This is a genomic window from Variovorax sp. J22R115 (genome assembly GCF_030317005.1).
GTDB lineage: Bacteria > Pseudomonadota > Gammaproteobacteria > Burkholderiales > Burkholderiaceae_C > Variovorax.
Genome location: NZ_JASZYM010000024.1, coordinates 75,454 through 92,799 on the forward strand (window position 1 = coordinate 75,454; position 17,346 = coordinate 92,799).

Below are 17,346 nucleotides of genomic sequence, written 5' to 3' on the forward strand. Positions count from 1 at the left end.
GCCAAGTAACACCCGAAAGAGCTACCGCAGTCGCGTCTCGCGGTTGTGGAGCAACCAGGCACCAATGCCGAGCACGGGGTCGAGAATGGCAAAGGCTCCCAACGTATGAGGAAATATTCCAGCGATCGCCAAGGGCACGAGGACCAGAGGAAGCAAGAGCGTCTGCACCGCGCCCGGCCAGACAATGAGCAATGCCCCCGCCGCTAGGTAAACATAGCCATTCATCACCGTGTACTTCGACGCCATGGATAGGTTGGCTGGCTGCGCGAGAAGATCACTCATGAACGACATATCGTGCCCCTTGGTTGATTTCGCTGGTGCCAATGCCGATTCACACCCGATCGCCTTCGGTGCGCGCCGGCTTCCGCTCGACGCATCTCGGACATCCTCCACATGTCCAGCGGGCTGCGCATCAATGCATTCACGTGTGCGGAGACCCGGCAACCTTGCCGACTTCGGAGTCGGGTCTGCAACTTTCCCCAGGTGGCGATGGCTGGCAGCAGTCGCTCTTGCGGGCCTGCTGGCCGGATGTTCCCTGCCGTCGCTCGAGGGGCGCAGCCAGTCGAAGGCGCTGCCAGCAGCCGAAGCGCGCGATACGCGGCTTGGCCGGGCGGTCGGCGTCGTCACGGCGCAGCATCCGGGACTGACGGGCATCCATTCGCTGGAAGACCCGCGCGAAGCATTCGCGGCGCGGGTGCAACTGGCGCAGCATGCCGAGCGCACATTGGATGTGCAGTACTACATCTGGCGCAACGACACCACCGGCCATCTGTTGCTGGAGGCGTTGCACTCGGCCGCCGATCGAGGGGTACGCGTACGCTTGCTGCTGGACGACCACGGCCATGCGGGGCTCGACGAAGAGTTGGCTTCTCTGGACGCGCATCCCAATGTGGAAGTGCGTCTGTTCAATCCATTCCTGTTTCGTCCGTTCAAGCCTCTGGGCTTCCTGACCGACTTCTCGCGCGCGAACCGGCGGATGCACAACAAGAGCCTTACGGCTGACAGCGTGATCACCATCGTGGGCGGCCGCAACGTCGGCGACGAGTACTTCGGCGCCACCGACGGCGTACTATTTGCCGACCTCGACGTGTTGGCGATGGGGCCGGCGGTCGAGCAAGTCTCGAGCGCCTTCGATGCCTATTGGGCCAGCGCATCGGCATATCCGATCGCTTCGCTGGTGACGCCGCCCTCCGCTGAAGCCCTGACCGCCTTCCGGCACCGGACTGCTTTGGTCGAGCGGTCCGAGTTTGCTGCCTCCTACAAGCAGGCGGTGCGTGATTTGCCTTTCTATGAAAGCCTGATCCGGAAAGACTATTCACTCGTCTGGGCCCCTGCGCATCTGCTAGTCGACGACCCGTCCAAGGGTCTGGCGCTGGCCGAACCGGAGCAATTGCTGTTGCATCACATGACGGAGGCCGTCGGGGTGCCAATGCGCACCCTCGATCTGGTGTCGCCGTACTTCGTGCCTACCGATGCCGGCACTGACTACTTCGTCGGCCTGGCCGTCCGCGGTGTGCGGGTGCGCATCCTCACCAATTCGCTGGCCGCTACCGACGTTCTGGCGGTGCATTCGGGTTACGCACGCCATCGGCAGCGGCTGTTGGCGGCAGGTGTCGTGTTGTACGAACTCAAGCCTGACCCGACGGATCGAGTCGTCAAGGCAGCGCCGAGGGAGGATAGTCGGCGCATGCCCGGCAGTTCGGGCAGTTCCGGCTCCAGCCTGCACGCCAAGACTTTCGGTGTGGATACGGAACGTGTCTTCGTCGGCTCGTTCAACTTCGATCCGCGCTCGGCCCGGCTGAACACCGAATTGGGCCTCATCATCGACAGCCCGGAGTTGGCGGCTGCCATGGCGCAAGTCTTCGAAGTACGCGTTCCGCGCAGCAGCTGGGAGGTGCGCCTGGATCCCGAGAGCGGGGCACTGCGGTGGGTCGACGGCATTCGCCAACCCTTGTCCGTCGAGCCCATGTCGAGTTGGTGGCAGCGTGCTGCCGTGCGCCTGCTTGAACTGCTGCCGATCGACTGGATGCTTTGAACTGCTATTCCGCCACGATACCTGCCGTCTTGATGATCTGGCCCCAACGATGGAGCTCCGACAGCTGAAAACGAGCCAGTTCGTCGGGCGTGGACAGTGCGACTTCCATTCCGGCCTGATCGGCCGCGTTCCGTACGGCCGGCGTTTTCATGGCGCCTTGCATCAGGGCATTCAATCGAATGACGACAGGCGCTGGCGTGCCCGCAGGCGCGTAGACCGCGTTCCAATAGCCGAACTCGTAGCTCCGCAGCGACTCGGCAATGGCGGGAACGCCCTGCACCAAGGGCAGGCGCTGTTGGCTGGTCACTCCGAGGGCGCGCAGTTTGCCTGCCTTGACCTGCGGCAAGGTCGTGGCGATGTCCGCGATCATCAGGTCAGTCTGGCCGGCGACAAGGTCCATCACTGCCGGCGGGTTGGCCTTGTACGGCACATAGTTGAACCGGGTCCCCGTCATCTGCTGGAACAGTTCGGTGGCCACTTGCGCGGAGGAACTGCCGGAACCGTAGTTGAGCTTGCCAGGATCGGACTTCGCCAGCGCGATCAACTCCGCCACGCTGTTTGCCTTGACCTTCGGATTCACCACGAGCAGCTGATAGCCCTTGGTTAGCAACGATACCGGTGCAAAGTCCTTGATGGGGTCGTAGGACAGCTTCTTCTGGAGATGGGGGTTGGCGGACTGGGTCGTGTTCGTCGTCATGAAAACGGTGTAGCCATCCGGCTGAGCACGCGCTGCGAACTGGGCCGCGATGCCGCCGAAGGCGCCTGCCCGGTTGTCGACGATGACGGCCTGGCCGGTCTCCTTGGTCACTTCGAGGGCGACAGCCCGTGCGAGAGCGTCGGTGGCGCTTCCGGGGCTGGAACCCACGACGATGGTGATGGGCCGCGCAGGAAATTCCTGGGCGGCAGCACCGCCGCACAGCGAAAAGATGGTGGTCAGCACGAGCAGAGATCGCCGATTCATGATTTGTCCTTGATAGTTATGGGGAGCTTCGAACTTCGGTGACGGCGCGAGGTCAGTGGAGCAAATTCCACTTCGACATCAGCGCGTGGAGCTGCTGATGCTGGCCGTCGGTCAAAGGCCAGGCAGAGGGCGCTCGCGTCGCGCCGCAATCGTTGCCCATCATCTGCAGCGCAGTTTTCACCACGGTCACGTTGGTCCCGTTGTTTTCCTGGGCGCGAAGGTCTTCGAACGGCAACATCTCGCCGATCAGCCGCATGGCCTGCGCGTAGCCGGCTGCCTCCAGTGCGTCGTAGATGGCCACCGAGCGCTCCGGCAACACGTTGATGAGGCCCGACGTGAAGCCGCGAGCGCCCACCGCATAGAAGGGTGGCGCCCAGACTTCGGCGAGACCGCCAACCCAGGCCAGTCCCCGGTCGGCGGTGCGACGCATGGCTTCGGCGAGCACCAGTGGCGTCGGTGACGCCCACTTCACGCCGATGATCTCCGGAATGCGACACAGCTCTTCGATGGCGGCGAGGCCGATGTTGTCGTTCCGGAGATAGAGCACCATGGGCAGCCCATCGGCGGCCTCGGCAATCTTCCGGAGGTATGTCACCACGCCCCGCGGCGCCACGAAGGGATCGGGCGGCTGATGGACCATCAAGGCGTCGGCGCCGGCCTTGCGCGAGGCGCGCGCCAGTGCACAGGCTTCGTGGACGCTGCGGCCCACGCCGGCCAGTAGGGGCGCGCGTCCGGCGACGTACTCGGCCGCCGCATTCACCAGCAGCTCGGCCTCCTGAGCCTGCAGGCCGTAGAACTCACTCGTGTTGCCATTGGCCACCAGCACGTGGACCCCCGCCTTGAGCGCGCGATCTACCACCGTCTTGAGCGGCGCCACCGACACGTTGTCGTTTGCGTCGAAGGGCGACACGAGGATGCCCGAGATGCCGTTGAGTGCCGCGCGCAACTCGGTGCCATGGAAAGAACTCATCTTGTTGTCAGCGAATGAAGGTCGAGGAAGCGGCTACTCTAGAAGGCGCCTCGAAAGGCGTCCAATCCATATACCGGATCCTGCAATCCAAGAATTGAATCGTGTTCCAGCTCACCCAACTCCGCTGTTTTGTGGCCGTGGCCACCGAACTGCATTTCGGCCGTGCCGCGGCGTCCCTGAACATGACCCAGCCGCCCCTCACGCGGCAGATCCAGCTGCTGGAGCACGAAGTGGGAGTTCGCTTGCTCGAGCGTTCCGGTGGGAACGTGCGCCTGACACCGGCAGGCGCCGTGTTCCTGCACGAGGCAGAGGACATCCTGCGCCGCAGTCAGGCGGCCACCCTGGCCGCGCGCCGCGCCATGCGTGCCGATGCCGGGAGCGTCACGATGGGCTTCATTCCTGCTGCAAGCTTCACCCTGCTTCCGCAGTTGCTGGCTGCGGTTCATGCGCAACTGCCGGACGTGCAGGTCGTGCTCCGCGAGATGCAGACTGTCGAACAGGTCGAGGCGATCGGCACTGATCGCATCGAACTGGGCATCGTGCGGCCGTTCGCCCCGCGCAGCTTTACCGAATCGGTGGCGATCTTTCGCGAACCCTTCGTGCTCGCGATGCCGGCCGAACACCGGCTGGCCGATCAAGCCTCCATACCGTTGTCCGCGCTGGAAGGGGAAGCTTTCATCGAGTTCTGCCCCTCGGAGTCGCGCTACCTCTACGAGTTGGTCGCAGGACGCTTGCGAGCCGAGGGTGTCGCACCGGAAACGGTTCAGACCCTGAGTCACACGCACTCGATACTGTCGCTCGTGGATGCGGGAGTTGGGGTGGCGCTCGTGCCCCGTTCTGCGCAAAGACTGCGCTACGCCGGGGTGGAGTTCAGATCGCTGCGGGATGCCGACAGCTTCGATGTCGAACTTCACCTGGTCTGGCGCCGCGGTGGTCGGCGAGGCGTCTTGGACACCCTGCGCAATCTGATTCAACAGGCCTATCCAATGCCAACCAGGCAGTAGCCCGGGAGGAATCAGAAGGCCATCGGCGATACGCCGATCAACCAGGCATGCCCCCAGAAGATGAAGACGACATACGCGGTCAGCCCCACGGTGAGAGCGATCAGGTCGTTGAGGGCGCCGGGCGGAGCGCCCGGCACCTTGTGCTGCACGGCGCGGTGCTTGACCGAAATGCGGTCAGCCACCGCCCAGATGAGAAAGCCGCCGAACAGCAGCACGTCGGCAAGCGTACCGTTGGCCAACAAATGCGATGCTGCCCACAGCTTGACCGCAAGCAGCATCGGATGCCTGGCCGTTCGTTGGATGCGTCCGGGCAGATAGGCTGCGAACAGCAGCGGAAACACGGGCAGCATCAGCAGGAGTGCGACATGGCGCATCGCCGGTGGCGGCGTGTACAGCACGACGGGCGTTTGTCGGGCCAGGCCGTAGCCATAGATGAGCAGCATCAGACCGACCAATGAGGCAAGGGCGTACATGCCTTTCCACACTCTCTCGCCGAGGCGTGCGACCTGGGCATCTCGCCAGGCAGGTGCGACGATGGATACCGAGTGAATGCCAAGAAACAGAATGAGACCCAGGACAAGAAGGGACATGAGAACTTCAGCGCGCCCGAATCACGTCCGACACGTTGCCGTTCTCGTTCACGGTGCAGTTGATCAACGGCTGTCCCGCGCCAATGCTGAGACTGACGACATAGATGCCATCGATCATGGTGCTCGCGTCGTTGATCGGCTTCACGTTTTCCTTTGGCACCTTGAACTCGCGGGAGACGGAGTCGACGCAACTGTTGCGCGCCACCAGTGGCGACGAGAAGCCGGCAAACGCCGCCGGCGGCTGGTAGTTGGCGCAACCACTGGCAATGGCACAAAAGGCAGCGATGGCCGCTGCGGAATGACTGCGACTTGGCATAGGGACTCCTTCGGCTCCGACCAGCTCGAGGATCAGGAACAGGTCGTAGGGCATCACGGCCGAACCTAGCCAGATGACGGTCGCGCGCGGGGTCCGGTGCTCAGCATTCTGAAACTCGCGCTTCGGGCGGACTATCCCGGCGGCTACTTAGTCCACGTACGTGGACTGAGGATCGGGCAGATCTAGTCGGCGCGGGTCGGCACGTCGGGCAATTGAGACTCGCGCTTCGAGCCCGACGTCGCGAGAATTCTGAGCCGGCCTGCGCGGTGCATGTCGATCAAGTCCGAATTCGACGAGATGCCGGCGGGAACCGTGCCGCCGATGAGGTCGATCGACATCGGGGCGAATCCCCTGTAAGCCACCTGAGTCATGTCGATGCCGATCGCCTTGGAAATGAGTACGCCCAGGAAATGAGGGAGACTTCCAGCCGCAGGCGATCCATAGAATGCTTGCGACGGGTGGGATTTCAGCCAGGCGACAAAGTCAGGAAACGACTGCGCGGGGTGGTTCGCAGCAACCGCAAACGCAAAGCGATAACTGGCGATCTGCGAAATGGGGGAAAAGTCATGCATCGCGTCGTATTGCACGTCCCTGAAGGTCATCGGCGCCAGCACTGGCACTGCGATGGGAAGCATTGCCACGGTCGCCCCGTCGGGTGCCGCGTTTTTCAGAGCCAGTGCGCCAACGCGCCCTCCCGCCCCTGGCCTTTCCTCTACGAACACCGGCCGCTTGAGCGGCTCTCTCATTCGCTCGGCCAGGTACAGCGCGACGTTCCTTGCCGAGCCGCCCTCGAAGACGCATACAACCTCTTCTTCTGAAGTCATGCACGAGGACAGGCCGGATTATCCGTTCCGAAGGGCGATGACGGAGCAGATCGCTTCGGTCACGGCGCACGCTTCGCTCCAGGAAATGCTGAGCTTCGAGCGCCTGCTGTCGGATCTGTCGGCCGCATTCATCGCCATTCCTATTCAGGACATCGATCACGCCATCGAGCAGGGCCTCGCACGGATCGTGTCGGCGTTGGGCATCGATCGTTCCACGCTGAGCCGTGTCTTCCCCCTGACTGGCCGCGCCGAGGTCACCCACTCTTTCGCCGTAGAGGGGGTGGATCCAGTGCCCAAACGACTGCTCCCCGCGCGGGATTCGAATCCGTGGGCCCTCGCGAAAGCGACTGCCAACGAACCGATCGTTTTTGCCAGTCTGGATGAGCTTCCGCCGGAGGCGAGCCTCGACAAGGAGAACTGGCGCAAGATCGGACTGAAGTCCCACGTCATGATGCCCATCGTCGTCGCAGGGCAATTGCACGGCAGTCTCAACTTCGGCTGCGTCCGCAGCGAGCGCAGTTGGCCGGACGATCTTGTCGCTCGCATGCGTCTGCTGGCGGAGATTTTCGGCAGTGCCCTGGCACGCAAGCGCGCGCAGGAAGAACTCGATCTGGCGGTCGGCTTCGAGCGGCTCGCGAGCAACATTCTCGCGTCGCTCGTCCTGTCGAGGCCCGGCGAAGAGAATCGGGCGATCGCGATGGGTCTACGGCAGATCGGCGAGTTCGTGGGCGCCGAGCGGGTGGCGCTCTGGCACAGCGGGGTCGGCGTGCCCTTCGGTGTGACGCAGCAGTGGAACGCGGACGGCTTTTCCGGACCGGCTGCGGAAGGCAAGTCCGTCGATTTGCCTTGGATCTATGGATTGGTCGAGCGCGGCAGTGTCGTGCGAATCAGTCACCTCGCGGATCTTCCGACGGAGGCACAGGCCGACGCTGCCACGCTGCGACAGATCGGCGTGCGTTCCCTCCTCGCGGTGCCTATCACGGTGCAGGGCAGCAACGCTGGGGCACTCACCCTGGCGAGCATCGAGCGGGAACACGAATGGCCCGCGGCGGTGACGCCCGGTGTGAGCCTGCTTGCCGAAGTGTTCGCCAATCTGCATGCGCGCGAGGCGGCGGAGCGCCGCAAGCTGGCGGCCGAGGTCGAGGCCGCGCACTGGCGTGAGCGGCTGGCGCACCTCGTGCGTGTTCACACGGCGGGCGAGATGTCCGTGGCGCTGGCGCACGAGATCACCCAGCCGCTCGGCGCGATCGAGAACTACGCGCTGGCTGCGCGTCGGCGGGCCGCCGAAGCCGTGCCCGACATGTCCCGCCTGGTCGACCTGCTCGACAAGGTGATCGGGCAAGCCACGCGGGCGGGCGACGTGGTGACACGCATGCGCGGCATGGTTCAGCGGCATGAGCTGGAGCCGAAGCTGATCGACATCGAGCGCGCGGTGGCCGAGTGCGTGGGCATGGTGAAGATGGATTGCGAGCTGCGCGACATCCACATCAGACTGGCGCCGGAAGACTCCTTCCCGGCGGTGGTGGTCGACGAGATCCATTTGCAGCAGGTCATCCTGAACCTGTTGCGAAATGCAATGCAGGCGATCGAGGGCGCGCCACCGGGTGGCGCCCGCGAGATCACCGTCACCCTCCGCGTGAAGGATCACGAAGAGGTCGTGGTCGAAGTCTCGGATCGCGGCACCGGTATCGCTGAAGGCGACCTGGAGCGGATTTTCGAGTCGTTCTATTCGACCAAGTCCGATGGCCTGGGCGTCGGACTGGCGATCTGCCGCAAGCTGATCGAGGCGCACGGAGGCAAGCTGTGGGCGTCGCATCGCGACGGCGGTGGCGCGATATTCAGTTTCACACTCCCGACCGCTACTTCGGTAGACTGACACGATGGCAGAGCCGACCGTATTCATCATCGATGACGACGAGGCCTATCGCGACTCCGTCCGGGAGTTGGTGAGTTCCGTTGGCCTCGCGACCGAGGCGTACTGCTCGGCGGTCGACTTTCTGGCCGCTTTCGACGCGACGCGCCCCGGTTGCCTGGTGCTGGACGTGCGCATGGCGCGGATGAGCGGCCTGGCGCTGCAGGAGCGTCTCGCGGCGATGGGCGCGCGCATTCCCATCGTCTTCATCAGCGGCCACGGCGACATCGCGATGGCGGTCAAGGCCGTCAAGGACGGGGCTGTCGATTTCGTCCAGAAGCCTTACCGGGAACAGCAGCTGCTGGATGCCATCGACGAGGCCTTGCGCCGCGACGCGACCATGCGCAACCGCCCGGCCACCGAGGGGGGCAAGCGCCTAGACAAGGAGATCGCTGCGTTGACGCTGCGCGAGCGCGAAGTGATGCAACTGGCGCTCAAGGGCTTGCCGAGCAAGGTCATTGCCAAGGACCTGGACATCAGCTATCGCACCGTGGAGCAGCACCGAAGCCGGCTGCTCGAGAAGCTGGGCGTGAGTTCGATCACGGAGTTGATGCGGCTTCATTCCGAGCGATCGCCCGACTAGCCGGGTCCGGCGCAGCCGACCACGTACGTGGGGGTACGTGGCAGCCCGGCTGGATTTGCCGAAGAGCCGCTTCCACAATGATTGCGCCAAGCCATCGCGCAAGTACGGAACTGGCGCAAGGCAGCGTCCCGATGCCCTGGAAGACACTTTCATGGCAGAGAGGCCCTTCAATCTGTTCACCTTGGGGAAACGCAATGACCAGACTTCTCGCAGCCATGATCGCCGGCCTGTTCGCCGCCGGCGCCTACGCGCAAAACCCGCCGGGTACGACGTCGCAGGAACAGATGATCACCAACAGCAAGCCGCAGCAGCGCGCGCAAGACAAGGCCAATGCACGCCCGCAGGACAAGGTGAAGAAGCCGACCGGCGACTGGGCGAAGTCGCCCGAGAACGATGCCATCGGGACCGGCAAGGCCGCCGCCGCCGGTCAGGCACGTGTAGAGACGCGGGACGACAAGCATCCCAACAGGAAGCAATCGAAGCAGGGCGGCACACCGGACATGCCCGGCGCCAAGTAAGCCAGGCCGAAGCCCGGTTCGTGCCGCCAGACACGGACCGGCGACGCATCGGGCCGGTTCATGCACGGCACTGGATCCATGGCTCCAACAACTCGGTACACAACCATGAAGCACCTGCCTGATCTATGGAAGAGAGTCGCCGCAGTCGCCTTGATCGTGTTGGCCGCGGGCTGCGCCACCACCGACACGCTCAACAACGACAACCTGGCCATTGCTGCCGGCTTCAAGGTCATCACGCCCAAGAACCCGGGGCAGCAGGCGATCCTCGCCAAGCTTCCGAAGGACAAGGTCAGCCCCGTCAAATACCAGGGCTCCACCTACTACGTCCTGCCCGACTCGATGAACAACCTGGCCTACGTGGGCGGTCCGCCGCAATACCAGGACTACCAGCGGATGCGCGTTGCCAAGCAATTGAGCAACAACAACCTCGAGGCGGCCCAGATGAACGAGATGGATGCCATGGACTGGGGCGGCTGGGGCGGCTGGGGCGGTCCCGCATTCATCGGATTCCGTCGGTAGCAACGAGGCGGCGAGGAGCCGCTGAAGGAGATCTCAGTGAAGTGTAGATTTCAGCTCCTCGCCCAGGCGTTGCTGTTTGCCGCGAGCGTGACATTCGTGATCGGGGCGCATGCCCAGGCCACCCCAGCCAAGGCTTCCGCGCCCAAGAGCAAGGCAGCCAGCGCTGCACCGCAGTTGGAAGCCAAGGTGATGGAATTGCTGCGAGCGATGAGCGGCGCCCTCACCGCATCGTCGTCGATGGCTTTCACGGCCGTCGCGACGTATGAAAGCCCCTCCACCGTCGGGCCGCCGTTGGCCTTCACGACGACCTCCGAAGTCCTGATGCAGCGGCCGAACAAGCTGCGCGTGATCACGAGCGGCGACGGCGGGGCTTCGGAGTATTTCTTCGACGGCAAGACGCTCACCGCCTTCGCACCCTCCGAGAACCTTGTTGCGGTGGCGCCCGCGCCGCCCACCATCGATGCCATGCTTGAAATGGCGTTCAAGGACGCCGCGATCTATTTTCCCTTCGCCGATTTGTTGGGTGCCGACCCGTTCAGGAACATCGCGGAGGGCCTGACGAAGGCCTTTTACGTCGGCCCGTCCACCTCGGTCGGCGGAACGACGACCGACGTGGTCGCGGTGGTCAGCGACGAACTGTTCATGCAGATCTGGATCGGTGCCGAGGACAAGCTGCCGCGCAGGCTGCGTGCGACCTACCGCGGCGACCCGCTTCTGTTGCGCCACCAGGTGGATCTGTCGAACTGGAAGCTCGACCCCGTCGTGGCCGCGGAGGCTTTCGCATCGGTCAACGCGGCCAACGCGAGAAGGATCCCGTTCGCTGCGCCGCGGGTGCCCCCCGCCACCGGCAAGGCAAGGAGTGGCAAGCCGAGAAATGCGCCATGAGGCATGCGCGAGGACTGTCGAAATGAAACCGATGAAACCCATCCTTCCTTTGCTCGCCGCGGTACTTCTGACCACGGGATTCCACACGTCCGCCTCGGCCTGGGCGCGGGCGAATGCCTGGGGCGGCCGCACGGCGGGCGGCTTCGGCGGATTCACCCACGACAACGCGTTCGGCGGAAGCACCACGCACAGTTGGTACGGCGGAACCAGTCACACCAACCGCTACGGGGGAACCACCACGGGCGCCTACGGCATGGGGGCCGTGCACACCACGGCCGGCGGCTTCACCACTTACCACCCACCGGCCTACGGGTACGGAGGCTACGCGCCTTATTACCGGCCAGTGGCCGTGCCGTACTACCACCCAGGCTGCTACTACGACTGCGGCGCTGCCGTCGCTGCGGGCGCCGCCGTCGGCCTGGCGGCAGGCGCGGTGGCGGGTGCTGCGGTGGCTCGGGCCAACACGATTCCCGCCTACCCGCTGGGCGCCAGCTTCGCCGCGCTTCCGACAGGCGCGGTCTATGTCGATCGCGCCGGCGTCACCTACTACCAGGTCGGCAACTCCTGGTTCAGGCCCTCGTTCGGCGCCAACGGCGTGTACTACAGCGTCGTGCCGGCGCCTTGAACTCGTACTGTTCGATCCCACACTCGCACGAGTCCCAATGATTTCCTTTCGCACCTGCGCACCACCACATCCTGAGGCCGACAAGCCATGCGCACGTCAAGATACTCGCGCACCCTGATGAAGAATGCCGGCGGCCTGGCCGTGGTTCTCGCGTGCTCTTCGGCCGCGGCGCAGGGCATCCCGCCGGCCGACGCATGGCAGTTCGAGTTCATTCCCTATCTCTGGGCTCCCGGCATTTCCTCGGACCTCCGGCTCGGTCCCTTGCCCGGAAGCACCTCCAGAGTGAGCTCCACGAGCGTCCTGAGCGCACTCGATTTCGGCGCGATGGGGACGCTCGAAGCACGCAAGGGCCCCTGGGGTGCGCTGCTCGACATGCAGTACGTGAAGCTCGGCGTGTCCCGTGAGGGGATCTTCGGCGTCCCCGTGGGCCTGAACGTCGACTATGAACAGCAGATCTACACCCTGGCCGGCCTCTATCGGGTCTTCGACGGTCCCGTCGCGGTCGATGTCCTGGCGGGCGGGCGCTACGTGAACGCCAAGACCGACGTGGACTTCGCGCCGAACCTGCCGGGGCCGGGACGTCACGAATCCGTGGGCTGGTGGAACGGCATCGTCGGTGCACGCGTGATCGCGCCCATCAACGAGAAGTGGTCGCTGATGGGCTACCTCGATGCGGGTTGGGGGGAACATTCGACGTCGAGCTGGGAAGCCATCGCCGGCGCCAGCTACCAGTACTCGCCGACCATCTCGTTCAAGTTCGGCTATCGCTACCTGAGCTTCGAGCGGGACGAGGGGCTCCTGAGCAAGGTTGCACTCGGCGGCCTGTTTGCGGGCGTCGGATTCAAGTTCTGATCGCACCGGCGCACGGACATGAAAGACGGTCCCCAATGGCTCCGAACGTGAACCCCGAAACCGGCGCGCCGCCGCCGAAGACATCCAGCGAGCTGGCGCAGCTCAACACCGACCTGGCCGTCGACCGGACCGTCATGGCCGCGGACCGGTCGCTCATGGCCTGGGTGAGGACGGCGCTGTCCATGATCAGCTTCGGCTTCACGATCTACAAGATCATCGAGGGCTTGCAGCACGAAGCCGCCCACACCATCAAGGCCGAGATGCCACGCGACGTGGGCCTGTTCCTCACCGGCCTGGGCACCGTGGCGATGGTGATGGGGACGATCGAGTACTGGCTGCGGCTCAAGCACCTGCGAGAGAACAAGAAGATGCGCACGCTGCAGCCTTCGCTCGTCATGGCGCTGATCATGTCCGTGGCCGGGCTGTTCATCTTCGTCGGCATCGCCTTCAAACTGCTGTGAGGCAACCATGCTTGACGTGATGCTGGATATCTGGACCCGCATCTGGGACGACATCACGAGCGGCCGGCACGCGCCGCTGGCTTTCCGTTTCATTCTCCAGCCGGCGGTCGCCGCCTTCTTCGCTTTCAGGGCCGGCAGGCAGGACGCGCGAGACGGGCGGCCGCCCTACATGTCGGCGCTCGTGCGGGATCGCGTGCAACGCAAGGCCCTGCTGCGCGAAGGCTGGCAGCACATCGGGAAGGTTTTCATCGTGGCGATCGTCATGGATGCCGTCTACCAGTTCATCTCGGTGCGCTGGTTCTATCCGGGCGAGGCCGTGATGGTCGCGGTGGTCCTGGCGGTCCTGCCTTACCTGGTGTTTCGCAGCCTGGTGAATCGCATCCTGCGTCGACGGGGACCGCACCCCTGAGCCACATACCCCAGGGCCATTTCAGAGGTGACCTGGCACCTCGCCAACGTTGAGGAAGAACCATGACGACGACGAAAAAGCCCAACATCCTGATTCTTTGGGGTGATGACATTGGCTTCTGGAACATCAGCCACAACAGCCGGGGCATGATGGGCTATCGGACGCCAAACATCGACCGCATCGCGGAAGAAGGGGTCACCTTCACCGACTACTACTCGCAGCAGAGTTGTACCGCGGGCCGTGCCTGCTTCATCACCGGCCAGAACCCGATCCGCACCGGCCTGACCAAGGTCGGCATGCCCGGCGCCACGGTCGGCCTGCAGAAGGAAGACCCGACCATCGCCGAACTGCTCAAGCCGCTCGGCTACGCGACGGGCCAATTCGGCAAGAACCACCTGGGCGACCGCGACGAATTTCTGCCCACCGTGCACGGCTTCGACGAATTCTTCGGCAATCTCTATCACCTGAACGCCGAGGAGGAGCCCGAGCTTCCCGACTATCCCAAGGATCCGGAGTTCAAGAAGCAATTCGGCCCGCGCGGCGTGTTGCACTGCCTGTCCGACGGCAAGGGCGGACAGACCATCAAGGACACAGGTCCCTTGACGAAGAAGCGGATGGAGACCATCGACGAGGAAATCACCGACGCCGCCATCGGCTGGATGGAGAAGCAGGCGAAGGCGGACCAGCCCTTCTTCCTCTGGTACAACTCGACGGCGATGCACTTCCGCACCCACGTCGCGGAGAAGAACCTCGGCAAGAGCGGACAGGACCCCTACAGCGATCGCATGGTCGTCCACGACGAGCAGATCGGCCAGATACTCGCCAAGCTCGACGAGTTGGGCATCGCCGACAACACCATCGTCATGTACTCCACCGACAACGGTCCGGAGAACGACACTTGGCCGGATGGCGCGAGCACCCCGTTCCGCGGCCAGAAGGACTCCAACTGGGAAGGCGGCTGGCGGGTGCCGTGCTTCATGCGCTGGCCCGGCAAGATCAAGGCCGGCTCGGTGTTGAATGGCATCGTGTCGCACATCGACATGTTCCCGACCTTGCTCGCGGCTGCCGGCAATGAGGATGTGACAAAGCAGCTCCTCGATGGCTGCAAGGTGGGCGACAAGAAGTTCAAGGTCCACCTCGACGGCTACAACCAGATCCCCTACCTGAGCGGTGCGGCGAAGGAGAGCCCGAGAAACGCCATCGTGTACTTCAGTGATGACGGCGAGGTGATCGCGGTGCGTGTTGGCGACTACAAGTTCCATCTGGCGGTGCAACGCGCCAACACGATGAGACAGTGGGCCGAGCCCTTCGTGAAGCTTCGGCTGCCGTACATCCTGAACCTGCGTCGCGACCCGTTCGAGCGGGCCGAATACAACTCGAACACCTACCTGGACTGGATGGTCGACCACGTGCCGCAGATGTACCAGATGCAGGCGGTGATCGCCGCGCAGATCGCGGACTTTGCCAAGTTCCCGCCGCGCCAGAAGCCCGCCTCGTTCAATCTGGACGCGGTGCTGGCGCAGGTGGCGGGTCACGGTAACGGCTGATCTCGACGAGGTGCGCAAGGCTGGCGGGGCAGTGTCCAGGGCCTTGCTCGACCACCGCGCGGCCATGTTGACAGACCACGAAGCACACGGTTCGGGCGCCGCCCGGGTGGCGCAGGAGGTGAGCGCCTTTTACGAACGTCATCCCTACCCGCCACCGGTCGACGATCTGGAGAGCTACCGAAAATCGTGGAGTGAGGATCGGCGTCGCGCCGAGGCCTGCCTGTTCTGGCCGGATGAACCCTACCGGGAAGACCGGAGCATCCTGGTCGCGGGATGCGGCACGTCGCAAGCCGCCAAGCACGCGATGCGCTGGCCTCGCGCGAAGGTGGTGGGCATCGATGTCAGCGTGACGAGCATCGAGAAGACCGAAGCGCTCAGGCGCAAGCATGGACTCGACAACCTCGAACTCCATCGTCTCCCGGTGGAGAGCGTAGCTGAACTGGGGCGCACGTTCGAGCACGTCGTCTGCACGGGCGTGCTGCACCACATGACGGATCCTGATGCCGGGTTGCGAGCGCTGCACGATGTGCTCGAGCCCGGCGGCGCCGTGCACCTGATGGTCTATGCACCCTATGGCCGCGCGGGGGTGTATCTGTTGCAGGACTACTGCCGCCGCATCGGCATCGGTACGACGGCCGACGAGATCAAGGCACTCACCGCGAGTCTTCGTGCGCTGCCGCCGGATCACCCGCTGATGCCGCTGCTGCGCAGCGCGCCCGACTTCAAGAGCGAAGCGGGGATCGCCGACGCGCTGCTCCATCCCCAGGATCGGGCCTACGCGGTCCCGCAACTCCTCGATTTCCTTCGCGCGGGGGGCTTCGCCTTCGGACGCTGGATGGAACAGGCGACTTACCTGCCGCAATGCGGTGGGCTGGCATCCTCCGCGCACCGTCCGCTTCTGGACCGGCTCCCGGTGGAACAGCGGTACGCCGCCGTCGAGCTGTTCCGTGGATCGATGGTCCGGCACAGCCTCGTGGCCTACCGCGACGACGGACCGGATCGCGCACACGTCGACTTCGCGGGCGACGCATGGCTGGGCTATGTGCCGCTGCGTCGGCCGGACACGGTCATGGTCCAGGAACGGCTGCAGCCGGGCGCCGCGGCGGTGCTGATCAACAGGCACCACAGCTACACCGACCTGTACCTGCCGATCACCGCACAGCAGAAGGCGCTCGTCGACGCGATCGACGGCAGGCGCTCCATCGGGGAGATCGCGCCGGATCCCGTGCTTCGCCGTGTTGCGCGCGTCCTGTTCGAGGGCCTGTGGTGGTACGACCAAGTGGTGTTCGACCTTTCACGGGCACGCGCGAGGAGGCAGATGTGACAAACACTGACGCGCGCGCGGTGCGCAACGCGCGCAGCGACTACAACACGCCGGCCAAGGCTGCAGCCATCTGGGGCATGGCCGCGGTTCTGTTCGCGGGCCTGCCGGCGCGCGCAGAGATGAGCGCCGAAGAGCTCGCGAAGCTTGCACAGAATCCGGTGGGCAACATGGTCAGCTTGCCCTTCCAGAACAACACCAATCTCAACTACGGCCCGGAGAAGGGAACGCAGAACATCCTCAACATCCAGCCGGTGATCCCGATCTCCGTGAACAAGGACTGGAACATCATCACGCGCACGATATTGCCGGTCATCTCGATGCCATCCCTGGGCCCCGGCATCGACAGCACGAGTGGCGTCGGCGATATGGTGGTGACGGCCTTCCTTTCGCCGGCGAATCCCGGCAAGTGGATCTGGGGCGCGGGCCCGGTGATCCAGCTGCCCACCAACAGCAATTCAGAACTGGGGAACAAGAACTGGGGCCTGGGCCCGTCCGCCGTGGTGCTGCACCTCGACCACGGCAGCCCGTGGGTCTATGGCGCACTGTTCAACAACATCTGGTCGGTGAGCAGCAGCGGGCAGGGTGGCTCGTACAACAACTTCCTGCTCCAGCCATTCATCAACTACAACTTCCCGGGGGGGCTCTATCTCACCACCGCCCCGATCATCACCGCCGACTGGAAGGCCGACAGCAGCCAGCGATGGACCGTGCCCCTCGGCGGAGGCATCGGCAAGATCTTTCACCTGGGCAAGTTGCCGGTGAACACGCAGCTCTCGGCTTACTACAACGTGGTCAAGCCGGACAACGGCGCCAATTGGCAGATCCGGGTGCAGGCGCAGTTCATGTTCCCCAAGTGAAGCCGGGGCCCGACGGGCCCGCTCGGCTTCAAGACGAGGCTAACTAGACATGATGGCCCGTCCTCATCCTCGGAGGCGGGCTGAAGTGATTGGGTAAGAGGGAAAGGGTCTGCCTCCTGCAGTAGTACCGTGGGTTGCGCACTGCGAGTGCGCC

20 protein-coding genes are annotated in these 17,346 nt (G+C 64.3%); 14 read left to right on the forward strand and 6 right to left on the reverse strand.

Annotation, left to right across the window (positions count from 1 at the left end):
- Window positions 1–21 precede the first annotated feature (21 nt).
- A complete protein-coding gene (locus QTI04_RS30865) occupies window positions 22–282 on the reverse strand; it encodes a hypothetical protein (RefSeq protein WP_286618999.1) in 261 nt (86 codons plus the stop codon).
- 145 nt (window positions 283–427) lie between these two features.
- Between QTI04_RS30865 and QTI04_RS30870 the strand changes: the two genes are divergently transcribed.
- Window positions 428–2,035, forward strand: a complete 1,608-nt coding sequence (locus QTI04_RS30870) for a phospholipase D family protein (protein WP_286619000.1) — start codon at window positions 428–430, stop codon at window positions 2,033–2,035.
- Window positions 2,036–2,039: 4 nt separating this feature from the next.
- Here the strand turns inward: QTI04_RS30870 and QTI04_RS30875 are convergent, their stop codons facing one another.
- Together QTI04_RS30875 and QTI04_RS30880 are read right to left on the reverse strand one after the other, a co-directional pair.
- A complete protein-coding gene (locus tag QTI04_RS30875) occupies window positions 2,040–2,996 on the reverse strand; it encodes a tripartite tricarboxylate transporter substrate binding protein (RefSeq protein ID WP_286603817.1) in 957 nt (318 codons plus the stop codon).
- 52 nt (window positions 2,997–3,048) lie between these two features.
- On the reverse strand, window positions 3,049–3,966 hold the full coding sequence (locus tag QTI04_RS30880; RefSeq protein ID WP_286603816.1) for a dihydrodipicolinate synthase family protein: 918 nt from the start codon (window positions 3,964–3,966) through the stop codon (window positions 3,049–3,051).
- 101 nt (window positions 3,967–4,067) lie between these two features.
- On the opposite strand from QTI04_RS30880, the gene QTI04_RS30885 reads away from it, so the two are divergent.
- The gene (locus tag QTI04_RS30885) at window positions 4,068–4,970 is read left to right on the forward strand and encodes a LysR family transcriptional regulator (RefSeq protein WP_286603815.1); all 903 of its coding nucleotides are present in this window, start codon (window positions 4,068–4,070) and stop codon (window positions 4,968–4,970) included.
- Window positions 4,971–4,981: 11 nt separating this feature from the next.
- Here the strand turns inward: QTI04_RS30885 and QTI04_RS30890 are convergent, their stop codons facing one another.
- The 3 genes from QTI04_RS30890 to QTI04_RS30900 form a co-directional block, all read right to left on the reverse strand.
- Window positions 4,982–5,560 carry an NnrU family protein gene (locus tag QTI04_RS30890; RefSeq protein ID WP_286619002.1) on the reverse strand — a complete coding sequence of 193 codons (579 nt, stop codon included), beginning with the start codon at window positions 5,558–5,560 and terminating at the stop codon, window positions 4,982–4,984.
- Between the two features lie 7 nt (window positions 5,561–5,567).
- Window positions 5,568–5,876, reverse strand: a complete 309-nt coding sequence (locus tag QTI04_RS30895; RefSeq protein WP_286603812.1) for a hypothetical protein — start codon at window positions 5,874–5,876, stop codon at window positions 5,568–5,570.
- 182 nt (window positions 5,877–6,058) lie between these two features.
- Entirely contained in the window at window positions 6,059–6,700 is a 642-nt protein-coding gene (locus tag QTI04_RS30900) for a tripartite tricarboxylate transporter substrate-binding protein (protein WP_286619004.1), read from the reverse strand.
- Window positions 6,701–6,737: 37 nt separating this feature from the next.
- On the opposite strand from QTI04_RS30900, the gene QTI04_RS30905 reads away from it, so the two are divergent.
- The 12 genes from QTI04_RS30905 to QTI04_RS30960 all read left to right on the forward strand — a co-directional run bounded on the left by QTI04_RS30905 (window position 6,738) and on the right by QTI04_RS30960 (window position 17,192).
- Entirely contained in the window at window positions 6,738–8,576 is a 1,839-nt protein-coding gene (locus QTI04_RS30905) for an ATP-binding protein (protein WP_286619006.1), read from the forward strand.
- Between the two features lie 4 nt (window positions 8,577–8,580).
- Window positions 8,581–9,195, forward strand: a complete 615-nt coding sequence (locus QTI04_RS30910) for a response regulator transcription factor (RefSeq protein WP_286619007.1) — start codon at window positions 8,581–8,583, stop codon at window positions 9,193–9,195.
- Window positions 9,196–9,389: 194 nt separating this feature from the next.
- Window positions 9,390–9,713: a cell envelope biogenesis protein TolA gene (locus QTI04_RS30915; RefSeq protein ID WP_286603806.1), complete on the forward strand. Its 324-nt coding sequence runs from the start codon at window positions 9,390–9,392 to the stop codon at window positions 9,711–9,713.
- 105 nt (window positions 9,714–9,818) lie between these two features.
- On the forward strand, window positions 9,819–10,232 hold the full coding sequence (locus tag QTI04_RS30920; RefSeq protein ID WP_286619008.1) for a hypothetical protein: 414 nt from the start codon (window positions 9,819–9,821) through the stop codon (window positions 10,230–10,232).
- Between the two features lie 36 nt (window positions 10,233–10,268).
- The gene (locus QTI04_RS30925) at window positions 10,269–11,117 is read left to right on the forward strand and encodes a DUF2092 domain-containing protein (protein WP_286603804.1); all 849 of its coding nucleotides are present in this window, start codon (window positions 10,269–10,271) and stop codon (window positions 11,115–11,117) included.
- Window positions 11,118–11,148: 31 nt separating this feature from the next.
- A complete protein-coding gene (locus QTI04_RS30930; protein ID WP_286603803.1) occupies window positions 11,149–11,742 on the forward strand; it encodes a hypothetical protein in 594 nt (197 codons plus the stop codon).
- 87 nt (window positions 11,743–11,829) lie between these two features.
- Window positions 11,830–12,594 (forward strand): hypothetical protein, encoded by a 765-nt coding sequence (locus QTI04_RS30935; protein ID WP_286619009.1) that lies wholly within the window; start codon window positions 11,830–11,832, stop codon window positions 12,592–12,594.
- Between the two features lie 47 nt (window positions 12,595–12,641).
- Window positions 12,642–13,055: a YidH family protein gene (locus tag QTI04_RS30940; protein WP_286619011.1), complete on the forward strand. Its 414-nt coding sequence runs from the start codon at window positions 12,642–12,644 to the stop codon at window positions 13,053–13,055.
- A 7-nt stretch (window positions 13,056–13,062) separates the two neighbouring features.
- Entirely contained in the window at window positions 13,063–13,464 is a 402-nt protein-coding gene (locus QTI04_RS30945; RefSeq protein ID WP_286619012.1) for a hypothetical protein, read from the forward strand.
- A 62-nt stretch (window positions 13,465–13,526) separates the two neighbouring features.
- The gene (locus QTI04_RS30950; protein WP_286603799.1) at window positions 13,527–15,011 is read left to right on the forward strand and encodes an arylsulfatase; all 1,485 of its coding nucleotides are present in this window, start codon (window positions 13,527–13,529) and stop codon (window positions 15,009–15,011) included.
- 64 nt (window positions 15,012–15,075) lie between these two features.
- Window positions 15,076–16,335, forward strand: coding sequence for a bifunctional 2-polyprenyl-6-hydroxyphenol methylase/3-demethylubiquinol 3-O-methyltransferase UbiG (locus QTI04_RS30955; RefSeq protein WP_286619013.1), 1,260 nt, complete (start codon window positions 15,076–15,078; stop codon window positions 16,333–16,335).
- Entirely contained in the window at window positions 16,332–17,192 is an 861-nt protein-coding gene (locus QTI04_RS30960; RefSeq protein WP_286619014.1) for a transporter, read from the forward strand. The genes QTI04_RS30955 and QTI04_RS30960 overlap by 4 nt, the downstream gene beginning before the upstream one ends.
- Window positions 17,193–17,346: the final 154 nt, after the last annotated feature.

Coding starts and splice junctions, on each gene's coding strand:
- QTI04_RS30865 (WP_286618999.1), bottom strand. CDS start 282: ATGAGTGATCTTCTCGCGCAGCCAGCCAACCTATCCATGGCGTCGAAG.
- QTI04_RS30875 (WP_286603817.1), bottom strand. CDS start 2,996: ATGAATCGGCGATCTCTGCTCGTGCTGACCACCATCTTTTCGCTGTGC.
- QTI04_RS30880 (WP_286603816.1), bottom strand. CDS start 3,966: ATGAGTTCTTTCCATGGCACCGAGTTGCGCGCGGCACTCAACGGCATC.
- QTI04_RS30890 (WP_286619002.1), bottom strand. CDS start 5,560: ATGTCCCTTCTTGTCCTGGGTCTCATTCTGTTTCTTGGCATTCACTCG.
- QTI04_RS30895 (WP_286603812.1), bottom strand. CDS start 5,876: ATGCCAAGTCGCAGTCATTCCGCAGCGGCCATCGCTGCCTTTTGTGCC.
- QTI04_RS30900 (WP_286619004.1), bottom strand. CDS start 6,700: ATGACTTCAGAAGAAGAGGTTGTATGCGTCTTCGAGGGCGGCTCGGCA.
- QTI04_RS30905 (WP_286619006.1), top strand. CDS start 6,738: ATGACGGAGCAGATCGCTTCGGTCACGGCGCACGCTTCGCTCCAGGAA.
- QTI04_RS30910 (WP_286619007.1), top strand. CDS start 8,581: ATGGCAGAGCCGACCGTATTCATCATCGATGACGACGAGGCCTATCGC.
- QTI04_RS30915 (WP_286603806.1), top strand. CDS start 9,390: ATGACCAGACTTCTCGCAGCCATGATCGCCGGCCTGTTCGCCGCCGGC.
- QTI04_RS30920 (WP_286619008.1), top strand. CDS start 9,819: ATGAAGCACCTGCCTGATCTATGGAAGAGAGTCGCCGCAGTCGCCTTG.
- QTI04_RS30930 (WP_286603803.1), top strand. CDS start 11,149: ATGAAACCCATCCTTCCTTTGCTCGCCGCGGTACTTCTGACCACGGGA.
- QTI04_RS30935 (WP_286619009.1), top strand. CDS start 11,830: ATGCGCACGTCAAGATACTCGCGCACCCTGATGAAGAATGCCGGCGGC.
- QTI04_RS30945 (WP_286619012.1), top strand. CDS start 13,063: ATGCTTGACGTGATGCTGGATATCTGGACCCGCATCTGGGACGACATC.
- QTI04_RS30950 (WP_286603799.1), top strand. CDS start 13,527: ATGACGACGACGAAAAAGCCCAACATCCTGATTCTTTGGGGTGATGAC.
- QTI04_RS30955 (WP_286619013.1), top strand. CDS start 15,076: ATGTTGACAGACCACGAAGCACACGGTTCGGGCGCCGCCCGGGTGGCG.